This is a genomic window from Bacillaceae bacterium S4-13-56 (assembly GCA_040191315.1).
Classification (GTDB): domain Bacteria; phylum Bacillota; class Bacilli; order Bacillales; family JAWJLM01; genus JAWJLM01.
Genome location: JAWJLM010000093.1, coordinates 1 through 14,759, shown reverse-complemented (window position 1 = coordinate 14,759; position 14,759 = coordinate 1). Strand labels below are relative to the sequence as shown.

The 14,759-nt window shown below is 38.1% G+C and carries 14 protein-coding genes and 1 pseudogene; 3 read left to right on the top strand and 12 right to left on the bottom strand.

Going from position 1 to position 14,759, the window contains the following annotated elements:
* Positions 1–116: 116 nt before the first annotated feature.
* Positions 117–812, top strand: coding sequence for a LuxR C-terminal-related transcriptional regulator (locus RZN25_16525; GenBank protein ID MEQ6378418.1), 696 nt, complete (start codon positions 117–119; stop codon positions 810–812).
* Positions 813–1,342: 530 nt separating this feature from the next.
* Here RZN25_16525 and RZN25_16520 read toward each other — a convergent pair.
* Entirely contained in the window at positions 1,343–1,597 is a 255-nt protein-coding gene (locus tag RZN25_16520; protein ID MEQ6378417.1) for a hypothetical protein, read from the bottom strand.
* Positions 1,598–2,013: 416 nt separating this feature from the next.
* Here RZN25_16520 and RZN25_16515 point away from each other — a divergent pair.
* A pseudogene (locus RZN25_16515) lies at positions 2,014–2,548 on the top strand (transposase).
* A 111-nt stretch (positions 2,549–2,659) separates the two neighbouring features.
* On the opposite strand, the gene sucD reads toward RZN25_16515, so the two are convergent.
* The 9 genes from sucD to RZN25_16470 all read right to left on the bottom strand — a co-directional run bounded on the left by sucD (position 2,660) and on the right by RZN25_16470 (position 11,797).
* Complete coding sequence (sucD, locus tag RZN25_16510) at positions 2,660–3,535, bottom strand: succinate--CoA ligase subunit alpha (GenBank protein ID MEQ6378416.1); 876 nt, start codon at positions 3,533–3,535, stop codon at positions 2,660–2,662.
* Positions 3,535–4,710, bottom strand: coding sequence for a succinate--CoA ligase subunit beta (locus tag RZN25_16505; GenBank protein MEQ6378415.1), 1,176 nt, complete (start codon positions 4,708–4,710; stop codon positions 3,535–3,537). The genes sucD and RZN25_16505 overlap by 1 nt, the downstream gene beginning before the upstream one ends.
* Positions 4,711–4,756: 46 nt before the next feature.
* Positions 4,757–5,923 (bottom strand): acyl-CoA dehydrogenase family protein, encoded by a 1,167-nt coding sequence (locus tag RZN25_16500; protein ID MEQ6378414.1) that lies wholly within the window; start codon positions 5,921–5,923, stop codon positions 4,757–4,759.
* Positions 5,920–6,285 carry a hypothetical protein gene (locus tag RZN25_16495; GenBank protein MEQ6378413.1) on the bottom strand — a complete coding sequence of 122 codons (366 nt, stop codon included), beginning with the start codon at positions 6,283–6,285 and terminating at the stop codon, positions 5,920–5,922. The genes RZN25_16500 and RZN25_16495 overlap by 4 nt, the downstream gene beginning before the upstream one ends.
* Complete coding sequence (locus RZN25_16490; protein MEQ6378412.1) at positions 6,286–7,659, bottom strand: acyclic terpene utilization AtuA family protein; 1,374 nt, start codon at positions 7,657–7,659, stop codon at positions 6,286–6,288.
* A gap of 130 nt (positions 7,660–7,789) precedes the next feature.
* The gene (locus tag RZN25_16485; protein ID MEQ6378411.1) at positions 7,790–9,082 is read right to left on the bottom strand and encodes a TRAP transporter large permease; all 1,293 of its coding nucleotides are present in this window, start codon (positions 9,080–9,082) and stop codon (positions 7,790–7,792) included.
* 53 nt (positions 9,083–9,135) lie between these two features.
* Positions 9,136–9,645, bottom strand: a complete 510-nt coding sequence (locus RZN25_16480; protein ID MEQ6378410.1) for a TRAP transporter small permease — start codon at positions 9,643–9,645, stop codon at positions 9,136–9,138.
* A gap of 175 nt (positions 9,646–9,820) precedes the next feature.
* The gene (gene dctP, locus RZN25_16475; protein MEQ6378409.1) at positions 9,821–10,894 is read right to left on the bottom strand and encodes a TRAP transporter substrate-binding protein DctP; all 1,074 of its coding nucleotides are present in this window, start codon (positions 10,892–10,894) and stop codon (positions 9,821–9,823) included.
* 123 nt (positions 10,895–11,017) lie between these two features.
* Positions 11,018–11,797: an enoyl-CoA hydratase-related protein gene (locus RZN25_16470; protein ID MEQ6378408.1), complete on the bottom strand. Its 780-nt coding sequence runs from the start codon at positions 11,795–11,797 to the stop codon at positions 11,018–11,020.
* 399 nt (positions 11,798–12,196) lie between these two features.
* On the opposite strand from RZN25_16470, the gene RZN25_16465 reads away from it, so the two are divergent.
* Positions 12,197–14,080 (top strand): IS1634 family transposase, encoded by a 1,884-nt coding sequence (locus RZN25_16465; GenBank protein MEQ6378407.1) that lies wholly within the window; start codon positions 12,197–12,199, stop codon positions 14,078–14,080.
* Here RZN25_16465 and RZN25_16460 read toward each other — a convergent pair.
* Both RZN25_16460 and RZN25_16455 read right to left on the bottom strand, forming a co-directional pair.
* Positions 14,031–14,369, bottom strand: a complete 339-nt coding sequence (locus tag RZN25_16460; GenBank protein ID MEQ6378406.1) for a zinc ribbon domain-containing protein — start codon at positions 14,367–14,369, stop codon at positions 14,031–14,033. The genes RZN25_16465 and RZN25_16460 overlap by 50 nt on opposite strands.
* A 98-nt stretch (positions 14,370–14,467) precedes the next feature.
* Positions 14,468–14,759 (bottom strand): hypothetical protein (locus RZN25_16455; protein ID MEQ6378405.1); only part of this gene is annotated, 292 nt, incomplete at its 5' end.

Sequence of the window (14,759 nt, the reverse complement as noted above, 5' to 3'; positions counted from 1 at the left end):
TTCGGCTGTTTTTACTTGATTTAACTGCAAAAGTCAGATATTATTATATAAAGTATAAAATATTTTGAATATTCTTAATATCGTTTATGCCAATAGCCTAAAAAGGAGATGATCAATTGATTTCGGACTATGCAATTCAAAAGAAGATTCAAATAGTAGAGTCAGTATCGAATCACGAAGAAGAATTGTATAAAATACTTGAAGTCTTCATGGAAATTTTTCCAGTATTGGAATCAAAATTGTTTAGATATTCTTCCATAGGATATCTAGCAGAAGGAGTCAATGCCCTTTCTCCTTCTGGATTAATACATATTAGGGAATTACGAGAGGATGTCCGCTCCCTACCCATTGTCTATTCAGCTATTCATGAAAGAAAAGCAAAATTTTATACAGGGATTGAATTCTTAAAAAACATGAGCAGTAAGTACAAATATAATTCAACGACTAGTTCTCAGCTTGTTGTCCCCATTACCTATGGAACAGTAGTCATTGGGTTTATTAGTAGTATACAATTTCCAAAATGGACTACTTTTAATGGGGAGGAACTAGCCTCTATTACGCTTTATGGGAAATTAGTTGGTGAAACCCTTATGAGAACAATAGGAAATGCGAGCACAGAACTGTTAAGTAAAAGAGAACTCGAGGTCATGAAAAAAATTTCTTGGGGAGATGGGACAAAAGAAATGGCCGAGGCTATGGACATTAGTGAATACACTGTGAAACAATATGTAAAGTCAGCAATTAAAAAATTAGATACAAATAACCGTGCACATACCGTGGCAAAACTAATGCGAATGGGCGTTCTTGAATAAGAAAATGTAACCGCCTTCAATAACTACTCACTTCTTTTTGTTGAAGCGTGAAACCGGATTAAATAAAAAATGAGAAAAAGAGCATGTTTGAAAAATATATCCATTTTCAAACATGCTCTTTTTTACGAACTTTACAATGTTGGACGAATGCGGATCTCATTAATCAATACATTTTCAGGATACTACATTGCATATACGATAGACACTGCAATGTCTTTTGCTCGAAGTCCTTGCCTCACTTGATCTCTTATTAAATAAATCTAATGTAACCTGGTCTGTAATAGTATTCTTTAATTCTGTTGCGACCGATCCAGGAGAGATGATGGTCATACATACATTTTTAGCTGGTTAAATCTCTTCCGTAGCCCTCACACCCCCTCCCATTTGTCTCTGTCAGCGAATCTGTTAAATTAATCATACCAGTTAATTGCTTCCCCTGGTAAGACTTTTTCATCCTGATATTGATTAATTCTATCGTTTAAATCAGGATAACCAATTGCCATCCCGACAATGATTTTAATATCTTTATCCTAATCTAAAACTTCTCGGATACGATCCGGATAAAAAGCAGCTGTTGCTTGCAAACTTGACCCTAATCCTGCCGTATTAGCTGCAATCATAATATTTTGCATCGCAAATCCTACACCTAATAATAACCAGGGCCTAATTTTATCCACACCAAAAAATAACATGCGGTACATTTTTAATTGAAATTCCCACCGTTTATTCTTTTCATGTCTTTCTATCCCTGCGTATTTCATCCTTGTTATAATATGCATCTTCATGCGCGCGCTGTTAGATCTCTGGGGGCCATTCGTGATGTTCAGGTATCGGGGGAGGGTTATCGGCATTTAGGAATCCCTCTGTTGGTTCCTCTATCATTTTTTAGTGACTGTTTCTTTTTTAAAAGGTTGAGAGTTATGCCAAGACGGTGCCAGAAGCACAGATTTAACAATTTTATCAACAACTGGACGATCGATTTTATTTGGTAAAAAGGCACGTATACTGTTCCTTTTTGAAATACTTAACTTCTCCAGCCCTTTCCCCCTTACTTATTTGTAGGTCTAGTACTTGCCAAACATCAAACTTCTATAAAGTGGAATTCGCTGGTCTAGCCTTCAAAATTTAATAGAAAAATATAGTTTAGCCTGAATTATTCACAATGAATCAATAATTGACTACTAGATTCTATCTAATCACCAGCCTATCCCGTTTCTTTAGACGTTTCTATCGCTAATCGATCGAGGAATTAAATCAAGCTAACTATGAACTTATTGATAGAGTGCATCAATTTAATAATTCAAAAGCTGTCATCTTTGATTTTGATTCCACCCATTCAGATACCTATGGTAATTAGGAATCTTCGGCTTGCAATGCGGAACTGTTGGCTTTGACCCTTTAGTTGCCTTTAACGGAGTAACTGGCGATTATATCAAAGCTCGTCTGCGACCTGGAAATGTTAATACTTCTAACGGTGTTGTCAATATCATACAGCCGCTTATTGAACATTACAGCGAAAAGTTCCCGGAAACCACACAATTTGTTCGTGGTGACAGTGGTTTTGCTGTTCCGGCTTTATATGATCTGTGCGATAAGAAGTTCGTTTATTACGTGATTCGTTGAAATCAAATGCAATTCTGCAGCGTATAGCCAACGAGCTCCTCCCTTCCGCTTTTGCTTCCGATGTCACGAAGTCGGAATGTTATTATGAAGAAACCACTTATCAAGCAAACAGCTAGGGTAAGCATAAAAAAGTCATCATAAAATCGGTGCGACCTGCTGTGAATTACTGTTTACTCATTCTGTCTTGGAATAGGAATTAGCTAGGAAGTATGAAAATTTCAGGATTAGGACTGCTTTTGCAATCGTTCCTTAATAAGTCTAGGAATATCCCAAGGAGTATCAGCAATTTGGACACCTGCATTCTGAAGGCAATTAATTTTATTTTCTGCAGTATCAGCACCACCACTTACAATAGCTCCAATATGCCCCATCCGCCTTCCTGGTTTAGCTGACTTGCCAACAATAAAAGAGACCACAGGTTTTTTCATCGTTTTTATATACTCAGCAGCTTCATATTCCTTCATACCTCCTATCTCACCAAGCATGACGATTATGTCTGTTTCAGGATCCTTTTCAAAGGCTTTCAAGTAATCAATAGGGTTGTTACCTAAAACCATATCCCCACCGATACTAATGCAGGTCGATTGGCCTAACCCTGCTTCTGTAATGGTTCTAACCACTTCAAGTGAGAGCGTGCCACTTCGCGATATCACTCCCACATTTCCCGGTATTGTATATTCAGGAGACAATGTTCCTAATAAAGATTTACCAGGACTAATCATTCCCAAGCAATTCGGCCCAACAATCCATACCCCTTGTTCCTTTGCCATTTTTCTTATGATCATTGTATCGTGTACCGGAATAAACTCAGTAGGAATGACGATAAGTTTGACCCCAGACTCAATGGCCTCCGTTACAGCTTGAAGAACGTTGGGAGCGCTTGTATAAATTATACTAGCATCTACTTTTCTACTGGATGCAATCTCTGCAAGGGTATCGAAAACATGGATTCCGTGCACTTCTGTCCCGCTTTTCCCTGGGCTGACCCCCCCGACAATTTTAGTCCCATAGGTAAGCATCGATTTTGTTTGATTTGCTGCATATTTTCCTGTGATCCCCTGAATGACGACTTGTGAATTTTCGTCGAGTAGAATGGCCATTACTCTATCACCTCATCCTTTGTATATTCAACAGCTTCCTTGATGGCAGCCTGGATATTATCAAATATTTGTACGCCCTTTTCAGACATTACTTGTTTAGCTTCTTCCAGGCTCATCCCGATTAAAGATGCATCGGTAGCCCTTATATATCCAACAATCGGTAGGTTTCTTTTTCGATTCTCGAACGCATTTATCAATCCATTTATTACATATTCTAGTGATGTCGCAGATAAGGTAATGTTTAAAACAATACTTTTAACCTTTTGATCCTCTTCTGCCTTCCGAATGACTAAACTCGCTAATTTTTCAAAGGTATCTGAATTAGAACCTCCCATCATATCCGAAAAATTTGCGGGCTTACCGCCAAAGTATTCGATTAAATCTAAGACTGTCATCGTAAACCCTGCTCCGGCACTAATTACACCAACATTTCCTTCCATGTCGACAAAGGTGAATCCATTTTGTCTGGCCACCTTTTCATATGAATTCTCTTTCGTTTCTTGGTGATGTTCAGGATCAAAATCCTTTTGGCGAAATAGAGCACTATCATCAATTACAAACTTTGAGTCTAGTGCTAGTAATCGCTGATCTTTCGTAATGACTAATGGATTAATTTCGGCAACAACGCCATCATAATCCCTAAATAATTGAAAGAAACTTTGACAAATATCGGATGCTTGCGTTAATAACTTCCCCTTTAATCCGACTTGTTTCATAAAAGCTATACATTCATGACGCCGTAAGCCCTTTAATGGATTTACTTCAAACCGTTTAACCTTTTCGGGAGAGGTTTTCGCCAGCTCTTCTATGTCCATTCCTCCCTGAGCGCAGGCAATAATCACCGGAGTCCCTTTTACATCATCAATGGTAATTCCTAAGTATAGCTCTTGTTGAATCGGAATCTGCTCTTCGATCAATAGTTTTGTAACGATTTCATCTTTTAAAGGCTGATTCATCATTTCTTTAACAAGATGTAGAGTAGCTGCCTGGTTATGGGCTTTCTTAATTCCTCCTGCTTTTCCCCTTCCCCCCTGGAGAACCTGTGCCTTAATGACTACAGGATGATCAATAGCCAATCTATCAACCATTGATAGATCACTTATGACAGCTCCTTTTGGTGTGGGAATACGGTATTTTTGATATAATTCTTTTCCTTCGTACTCGAATAATTTCAAATGAGATCCACCCCTTTTTTGATCAAAACAAACTACATTAGATAGATTAATAGGATCTAGGCATTCCTAGGCAATGTTGAGCAATATAATTTTTTATCATTTCATTACTAACTGGTGCAATCCTACCTAGACGAATCTGTCGATAAAACCGCTCAATATTGTATTCCTTGGCATATGCATATCCACCAAAGGTTTGAAAAGCAGCATCAACGGCATTAAAACCTGCTTCAGACGCTCGCAATTTTGCCATATTGGCTTCAGGACCGCATGGTTTGCCATGGTCATATAGCCATGCAGCTTGATAGACAAGTGCCTCTGCTGCTTTTAATTGTGAATATGCATCTGCAAGTGGAAATTGAATTCCTTGGTTCATTCCAATTGGCCGACCAAACACCTCACGCTCATTTGCATATTTTGCAGCCCGCTCTAGGGCACCGTATCCTATTCCAATAGCCTCTACAGCAACGAGAATTCGTTCCGGATTTAAGCCGTCGATTAAATATCGAAACCCTTTTCCTTCCTCACCAATTAAGTCAAAGGAATCTACTTCTAACCCCTCAATAAACAATTCATTGGTATCAACAGCATTTCGTCCCATTTTTTCAATTGGTTTAATCGTAATTGCAGAACGATCATTTGGTGCAAAGAATAAAGACATCCCATCTGTCTTTTTGGTTACTTCATCATACGGAGTCGTTCTTGTAATTAACAAAATTCGGTCGGCGAGTTGTGCCTTTGTTATAAAGGTTTTGTGTCCATTAATGATATAGTTATCGCCTTCACGTTTTGCGAACGTTTTAATTCTTGTCGTATCGGTTCCAGCATTCGGTTCGGTTACTCCAAAGGAAACATGAAGTTTACCAGCAGCTATTTCTGGTAGGTATTTCTCTTTCTGTTCCTTGTTCCCATGAAAGAACACAGGGTTAGGCCCAAATATCGATAAATGGATGGTTGAGGCGCCATCCATACCCGCTGCTGACCTCCCCACCTCTTGGAGGATGATTGCAGCTTCTGTCACACCTAACCCGCTCCCCCCAAATTCTTCCGAAATCATTACACCAATCAGTCCGGCTTCAGAACATGTATCCCAAAATTCCTGTGGAAAACGATGATTGGTGTCAATTTCTCTCCAATAAACATCATCATACTGCTTGACGATATCGTGGGTTGTCTTTCTTAACATAATTTGTTCATCTGAAAATAGATGGTTCATTTTAATCCCCCCAATTTAACATTTATTACTGTTTTTAATACCTCATCCTCGATATCAATTTCCAATCTCAATAAGTTAGAGCCAAAACACTTCCCTAAATTATCTAAACGAAGCGAGGAAGGAGCTCCTCCACCTAATGCTTCATGAATTAAAAATTTTAAGGCTAATACGTTTGGAACTTCATAACGAAAAACCTCACCAAACACAATTCCTTTAAAATGATCTCTTACCCTTTCAACTGTAACTTCTCTCTTAAAAGCTTCATATACTTCCTGATTAGGAGCAAACAGACTAATATCTGATGAATTTCCTTTATCCCCTGAACGTGCCTGTGCAACTTCTTTAAGCTTTACCTTTGTCATTTATTCCACCTCTTTCACGTCAATTTGAATGTTCGATTCAATCTCTTCCCTAGGGATGAACGTTGACCAAAGCCCTAATAGTTCCCGAGTAGGAGATAAACCTGTTATCATCCCAACAAATGGAGGACCGTTTAATGCTAAAGGCGGGAATAATCTGGCCAATTTTGCCGCTTCCGATTTCGTTTCTGTTCGGATTGTGATCCTTAAGAAAATTTCATTGATCAATTCTTCATCCACTTCCTGTGCCAACGGTCCATGCAGAGCATTGTAACCTAAATATTCCGTGTGTATGTCTAAAGCCTGAATCTTAAATTGCTCTATTTGTTTACGAATAATCTCATTTGAAGCGCGTGCTTTCGATAAGGCATTCGGCCAAGAGTAACCAATCATTCCCTGTCCGAGAAAACCATTTTTATATCCCATCAGTGCTTTAAGCGTCGGAGGCGCAGGCCTGCCAGTTATATTTTTCACCAATACACGGTCTTTCTCGATATCCATTAATTCAGCTTTAGTAAAATCTGCAATCACATCAGGGGTAATGTATGTGGACGGATCATGAATTTCATAAAGAAATTGTTCTTTAAGCGTATCCACACTGATTCTGCCTCCTGAACCATCAGCCTTAGTAACAATGAAGCTACCATCCTCGTTTACCTCGGCAATTGGATAACCAATATTGTGGAGGTTTTCAACATTCTGCCAATCTCCGCTAAAATTACCTCCAGCAGCCTGACCAGAGCATTCTAACAGATGACCCACCAAAATCCCTGCAGCTAAACGGTTCCAATCTTCCTTATCCCAATCAAACTCATATATTAATGGCCCTAAAAACTGTGCAGTATCAGTCGTTCTTCCTGTAATAACAATATCGGCACCTTGTCTTAAGGCTTCCGCAATACATTGAGCGCCAAGGTAAACGTTTGCAAATAATAGTGTATCTTTGATCGTATCTATTTCTTCATTTGTTTCATAGTTTTTAAGTGAGATTCCTTTTTCTTGTAATTCCTCGATTTTCCCATAGATATCATCCCCAGTTACAATTCCCACCTTTATACCACCAATGCCCATTTCCTTTGCAACTCTGAAAATCTCATTTTTTGCCCCTTCAGGATTAATTCCACCTGCATTAGTGATCAGCTTAAGGCCTTTATTCTTTACATATGGTAGCAACTGCTTCATCGTATTGGTGACATCGCGTGGATATCCTTTTGAAGGATCCTTTTGACGGTCTTTTTGTAAAATCGCTAAAGTTAATTCTGCTAAAGTATCAAAACAAATATAGTCAACATCACTATGTTCAGCAATATAGACGGCAGGATCTATAATATCACCATAAAAACCCTGACCCGCTCCGATTTTCACTACTTTTCCCATTTCATACCCTCATTTCATAGTTTATTAGTACTATATAAATAGTTACTTTTCTGATTAAAAAGAAAGAGGTAGTAACTTCTATTTGTTATCGACTACTCCCAAGTTCCTGTCGAAATTATATTTTTAATTTTTAAAATGAAATCATTTTGCCTGGCAGCCAGGTTGAGAGAGCAGGGATCATTAAGAGTATTATTAGAATTACAAGATCCGTTACTAAAAACCAAAAAACTCCTTTAAATCCAAGTGACGATTTAATACCTGTTGCTCCAGAGGCAATAAAAACATTTAAACCAACAGGAGGAGTTACTAACCCAATTTCTACTGTTTTTGTTACGATAATTCCGAACCAGATAGGGTTAAAGCCTAGCGAAGCAATGATAGGGAAAGAGAGAGGCAACGTAAGAATTAAGATAGCCATTTGATCTAGAAACATCCCTAAGACAATATAAAAGATGACAAGAATCATAACAATAACCCACTTGGAAACATCCAATCCTACAACATAAGCTACTAAATCTTGGGTAACTCCTGTAATAGAAATAAAATAACCAAAAATCATAGCACAAATAACAATGGTTAAAATCATCGTAGTTGATTTAAGTGTATCCCCTAGTGCCTTTAAAACTGACTTTACTGTTAACCGTCTCATGAGAAGTGATACGATAAAGGCGGCAAAGGCACCAATGGCACCTGCCTCAGTTGGTGTTACCACCCCTGCATAGATGGTGACAATTACAAATGAAATAATAATCACCATTGCCCAAACCGTTTTTAATGATTTCAGCTTTTCGATAAAGGAGGAAGAACTTACTGTGGGAGCTGAATTAGGTTTTATTTTTGCCCAAATAACAATTGTAACAATATAACCTACTGCAGTAATAACCCCAGGTATAATCCCTGCAATTAACAGCTCCCCCACACCTGTGTCGGTCAAGATTCCATACATGATTAAGGCAAGACTCGGTGGGATCATAACTGCAAGCGTGCCGGCTATGCTTACAACTCCCATTGAAAGTTCTGTACTATACCCATGTTTTTTCATTTCTGGGACAGCTGAGACTGCCATTGTTGCGGTAGATGCTGTGCTTGACCCTGACACTGCTGCCATACCTGTCCCCGCAAACACTGTCGCAATTGCCAACCCTCCGGGCATGTGCCCAAACCACTTTTGAGCAGACTTAAACAAATCATCAGTTATTCTACTTTCCAGCATGAAATGAGCCATCAAGATAAACATGGGAATCGTTGTGAATAAAAAGCTCTTAATACTTTCATATGGTGCTGTTTGAAGGATCCCAAATAAAACATCGAATCCTCCGTTCATTACTAAGCCAAACATCCCAGAAATCCCCATAGCAAAAGCAATGGGCATTCCAAAAGCTAAAAATACTAAAAGTGCTAATAATGGTATAATTACGGTCATCAGTTCACCTCCTGAATCTTAGGAACCATCATTTGTAAAATCATTTACCTGGATTAATTAATCTGATCAGACCATTTCATGATGTCGATGAAGTTAGAGATACTCATTAATATCAAGCGAATAGTAAACATAAAGGCACCAATAGGTACAAAAATAACAGAAGCCCATGTTGGCCAGGGTATCACTCCAGCACTAACATAGTTATGTTCCCATGCTTCAATCGTGCTCAGCATTCCTTGATAGCCGATAACAAACATTAAGCAAGCTCCAAGTAAGTAGTAAAAAATGTTTAAAGTTATAGTTATCTTAGGAGGTAATTTTTCTATTATCATATCCACTCTTATGTGACCTTCAAGTTTCATTACATAGCTGAAACTTAAGTAGACTATGGCTATCATCAGATACCTTTCTGTAAACTCATAGGCACCAACAATCGGTTGATTAAATAGGTATCGACTAAGAGAATCAAATGTAGTTAACAACATCATTAAAAACACGCCTATTTTTGCTATAAAGAAAAAGGTTTCATCTATCTTATCAAAGACCAACATGGTACGTTTCACCATTACCACATCCCTTAACCTGCATAGGTTGTTTTATAAACAGATACAAATTTTTTATTGCTATTGTAGTGAAAGACCATCTTATTAACCGCCTATCTTCGTCTATAAGCGGACCTTGGCGCTACCGAATATGATCTTTTCTCAATGCTAATTCGGTATCACTAGCAATCAATCATTATTTCCCTAAAGCTTCTTCAAATGCTTTAATGACATCATTAGCTGGATATCCACGGTCTTCTAAGCCCTTTGCCCATTGTTCCCAAACAGGATCTAATTGTTTACTCCATGCTTCTAATTGCTCATCTGTTAATTCATACATGTCAATACCTATGCCCTCAAATTCTTCTATTAATTTTTCAGTCTCATCATCTAAAAATTTAGATAAATATTCTACCGTTTCATCACCCGCTTGTTTCATGGCCTCTTGCACATTCTTTGGTAAACTTGCATATATTTCCTCGTTTATAACATAGTTCACCACGAAACTTCCTAGGTTCGCATTTGTCGTAGAGTATTTAATCTTTTGTTCCATTTGATACGGTTTAAAACTATTTAAAGGTGCTACGGCACCATCTAAGGTTCCTCGATCCATTGCGCTATACATTTCAGGTGCAGGCATTGAGACTGGAGTTGCTCCCATTTGATTCATCGTTAGGTCTTGTGTACCGCCAGCAGTACGAATCTTTTCACCTTTGAAGTCTCCGATTTTCACCATCTTTTTATTGATGTTTGCAATTTGATATGGAGTCAAGGTAACAGCCCAAACTGGTCTTACCCCGTTTTCAAGGAATTCTTCCTCTAATAAAATTCCGTTGGCAATTTTCCAAAATGCTGTTGAACCTTCATTTGAAGATTGAAAAGCACCAGGTAGTTCCCCTACCCCACTTAATGGCATCCTGTCTGCTACATATGCTGTCCCTACATAAGCGATATCTGTTGTTTTGGTTCGAGCGAGATCTAGTAAACTAGCGGCTTTACCTAATTGCTCTGCTGGAAAATGTTCAAATTCAACTTGGCCATCGGTTAATTCCGTTACTCTGTTCATCCAGAAAACGGCACCTTCTTTTGAAAGAACATGAGATGTTGGGAAAGAATCAGCCACTTTCAGTTTGATTGGGTCAACCTTAGCAGGTTCTTCACTAGTTTCTTGCTCATTTGATGTGCCTGTCTCTTTGGAAGTATTGCTGCAAGCAATTAGACCCATAATAATAAGCAAACTACAGAAAACAAAAAGACTTTTTCTTGCCATTGTATATCCCCCTTGATAAAGATTTTATAGAATCAAATTTTGGAAGCGCTTTCTTTTATAACAAAAAGATTATTTCAATTTAATCGATCCGCTGAAAAGATTCATCGGTTTAAGGAAAGGTTTTTATCTTCCTTGCCAATTCGGTGGTCGCTTTTCCGCGAACGCTCTTGGACCTTCAATTGCATCCAGACTACTGTAAACTTTTTCATGAATGCTTTCAGCATTTTTGATTCCTAAACTTCTGCCCAAATCCATCGCTTCTTTTAATGATTGTTTGGCAGCCATCACAGATAGGGGTGCGTTATTCTTAATAATCTCTGCCATTTCAGTTGCTACTTTAAAAGCATCACCCTCCGGTGCCAGACGATTTAAAAAACCGATCTCATACATTCGTTGCGCGCTAATTGGTTCTGCCATCATCGTTAATTCCAAAGAAATATTAAGTGGGAGCATCCACAATAACGGAACTGCCCATGGAGACCCCCTCCCTACTTTTGACTCCCTAATAGAGAAACGGGCATTATGACTACCTACTCGTAAATCTGCATTCTGTGCTAGTAAAAATCCACCTGCAGCAGCGACACCATTTACGGCTGCAATAATGGGTTTTTGAACCTTATTCATCTTTGGCATTGTTGGGTCAACAAAATTTAACATATCTTTTCCTTGTGCACTTAATTCTGATTGTTCTCTTAAGTCCATTCCTGCACAAAACGCTTTATCACCGGATCCAGTTAGCACAATAACTTTAACATCATTATCCTCATCAACTGACTCCCAGATCTGATCTAGTTTTTCAAAAACCTCTAATGAAATAGCGTTCATACGATGTGGCCTATTTAACGTTACAATTCCAATTTGATTCTTTTTTTCATATAAAACTGCAGAATCTCTTGAAAACATTTAATTCCACCTTTCAATTTTTTTATTTTTATTAATACAATGACTTTTCTGAATCTTATAATAATAATACTAAATAAATAAAAAAATTTATCTATTCCCCAAAAAGGGTATATAAAATCCCTTTTTTGGAGTTTTTATTTTTAATTAATTCTATGGTAAAAAATCAAAAGCTATAAATTACTGCAAAGTTCTTGACTGCAGGCATGCTTTTCACCTTCTTTAAATCACTATCCCGACTTTCGGCAGTTTTTGATAAAAACCTATCAAAAACTACCTTTTCACAATTAAAAACGTTGATATATCAACATTCAACTTTTGAAAATGAAAATGTAGTGACCTAAAATTAATTTAATATTTAAAATAATTGATGTTCATGTTTTTAAGGGTTATAATAGAACTATGTTTATAAGAGAAACGATAACCCAAAATAAAGTGACGAAAACTAAATATAAGAAGCATGTATTGGTCGAATCCTATCGAACAGAAAAAGGACCAAGACAACGAGTAGTGATGCAATTAGGAACGCTCACTCTTCCAAAATCTGAATGGAAAAAGTTAGCTGCTGCATTGGAAGGTCGTTTAGCTGGTCAAACAACACTGTTCGAGGAAGATCAGGCCATTGCTGATGCTGCTGAACAAGCAATGGCTAATTTCTCCTTCACACAACAAAAGAGCCATGCAAAAGAAGAACGTCAAGAAAAGGGAACTTTGGTATCCGTTGATTTGGCGTCCATCACTACGGCAGAGTCGCGATCTCTTGGTCCTGAATTGGTCGGTCATTCGTTATGGAATCGTTTGGAATTAAACGAAATACTGAGTTCTTGTGGCTTTAATTCTGCGCAACAAGCACTTGCCGAAGCAGTTGTTGTTGGACGTTTGGTTGAGCCATCTGGTGACCTCGCATCATGGCGATGGTTACGGGAACGTACCGCATTAATTGAGTTACTACCTGTTGATCTTTCAGCAGTTGGGAAAGATGCTGTTTATGAAATCGCAGATGAACTCTTTGTCAAAAAAGATGCGATTGAACGTGGTCTTCGCAACAAGGAAATGACGTTGTTCCCACGTAAAAATCAAGTATTTCTATTTGATTTGACTAATACCTATTTTGAAGGCAGTGCACAAAAAAACGAGCTAGCACATCGAGGCAGATCAAAGGAAAAACGCTCGGACTGTCCGCTTGTTACGCTAGCACTTGTAGTAGATGAAGCTGGTTTCCCTATCTTCAGCCAAATCTATGGTGGAAACCAATCTGAACCAGAAACACTAGAAGATATATTAGAACGACTAAATACAGATGCATCCCTAGATTTATTAAATGATCGACCAATGATTGCGATGGATCGTGGCATCGCCACCAAAGATAACCTTGTGCTCTTAAAAGAAAAAGAGTTCCCGTATATTGTTGTGGAACGAAGGGCAGTTGAAAAAGAATACAAAGACGAGTTTAAAAATGCCAAAGAAACATTTGAGGAAATTTCCCCCAATAGACAAGCGAAGCACCTTTTATCAGAAGGAATGGTATCTGAATCTGTCTATGTTAAAAAGGTTCCAATTGAGGAAGGAAGCCGTGTACTTTGTCTAAGTGAAGGTCGTGAACAGAAAGAGATGGCCATAGATGAGCTAAAAGAAAACAGATTCCTACATGACCTAAACAGACTACAGACCTCCGTTGAAAAAGGCAACATCAAGTTAGCCCGCAAAGTTGGAGAGCGGATCGGAAGATTAAAAGAACGTTATTCCACTATTGCAAAATATTATGAAGTTAATTTAGAGTTGGACGAAAAGGAAGAAACAGTAACGGCAGTTACGTATGAAAAGAAACCAGCACGTATAGATCGTTCTGTACTAACAGGATGTTATGTCATAGAAACAAGCGACCAATCATTAACCGCCAAAGAAATTTGGCGATTATATACAACACTAACCAAAATGGAGGCTGCATTTAGATCCTTAAAAACAGATTTAGGAGTAAGACCTGTCTACCATCAATTAGCTGATCGAACGAAAGGTCATTTATTCATCTCAGTATTGGCGTATCATCTATTAATAAGCATGGAATATCAATTAAGAGAACAAGGAGACCATCGAAACTGGTCAACGATCAAAGAACAGCTTTCCACACATCAACGGACAACAGTAATTGTAACCGATGAACAGGATCATATTCATCATATTAGGGTATCCGGAACAGTAGAGAAAAATCATAAAGAGATATACAGCTTACTAAAGATCAAAGATCCACTGAAAAGGAAACACGAGATTGTCGGAAAAAGGTTGTAGTGACCAAATTAAAAGTGGAAATCCCATTGTGGCGGGCTTTCCACGAGTTTAAATCGAAAGTCGGGATAAAGGTATGCTCAATACTTTCTTCTCTGAATCCTCGTACTTTACAGCTAAGTATTCCGTTCTTTTTTTCAGAAGCTTTGCACCTCCAGTAATGTGAGCCATCACCAGAGCTCCTTACATGAATGACGGGGCTGCGGCACTCTGAACAATGAAAAACATCAAAGAACTCTTGGCGAGTATGAGGTTTTAATTTTCGTCCTTTATTTCCACCACGATTTTGCATAATTCCGGGGCGTCCCTGTGACCATACCTCTTGTCTACTTTAGGGATCGCAACGCACTGCGACCATACCTAATCATAGTACGATCAAAATTCTAAAATTTAGTCATCTTCTTTAATTACAGATATAGATTTTAATGTCCAAGAAACTTTTTCTTTAGAACTACTCTTAGTTGTAACCTTCAACAATATAGCTTTACATTGTTTATCAAGTACAAATGAGGCAACCTCAGGAAGAGCATTTTTACTAATTCTGCCTGTAATCTTTTCACCATCACTTGTATTTATCTCGAATGTTTTCGTTCTAACATTCGCTCCCACTAGCCTTCCATTTAAGGCAACCTCTTCTTCTGAGGTTTCAGAAAATTCACTTAGTATTTTATAAATATTTTCT

Bases quoted from the DNA above. Each gene is read 5' to 3' on its own strand.
- RZN25_16520 (MEQ6378417.1), bottom strand. From the start codon at position 1,597: ATGAAGATGCATATTATAACAAGGATGAAATACGCAGGGATAGAAAGA.
- sucD (MEQ6378416.1), bottom strand. From the start codon at position 3,535: ATGGCCATTCTACTCGACGAAAATTCACAAGTCGTCATTCAGGGGATC.
- RZN25_16500 (MEQ6378414.1), bottom strand. From the start codon at position 5,923: ATGAACCATCTATTTTCAGATGAACAAATTATGTTAAGAAAGACAACC.
- RZN25_16495 (MEQ6378413.1), bottom strand. From the start codon at position 6,285: ATGACAAAGGTAAAGCTTAAAGAAGTTGCACAGGCACGTTCAGGGGAT.
- RZN25_16490 (MEQ6378412.1), bottom strand. From the start codon at position 7,659: ATGGGAAAAGTAGTGAAAATCGGAGCGGGTCAGGGTTTTTATGGTGAT.
- RZN25_16485 (MEQ6378411.1), bottom strand. From the start codon at position 9,082: ATGACCGTAATTATACCATTATTAGCACTTTTAGTATTTTTAGCTTTT.
- dctP (MEQ6378409.1), bottom strand. From the start codon at position 10,894: ATGGCAAGAAAAAGTCTTTTTGTTTTCTGTAGTTTGCTTATTATTATG.
- RZN25_16470 (MEQ6378408.1), bottom strand. From the start codon at position 11,797: ATGTTTTCAAGAGATTCTGCAGTTTTATATGAAAAAAAGAATCAAATT.
- RZN25_16465 (MEQ6378407.1), top strand. From the start codon at position 12,197: ATGTTTATAAGAGAAACGATAACCCAAAATAAAGTGACGAAAACTAAA.
- RZN25_16460 (MEQ6378406.1), bottom strand. From the start codon at position 14,369: ATGCAAAATCGTGGTGGAAATAAAGGACGAAAATTAAAACCTCATACT.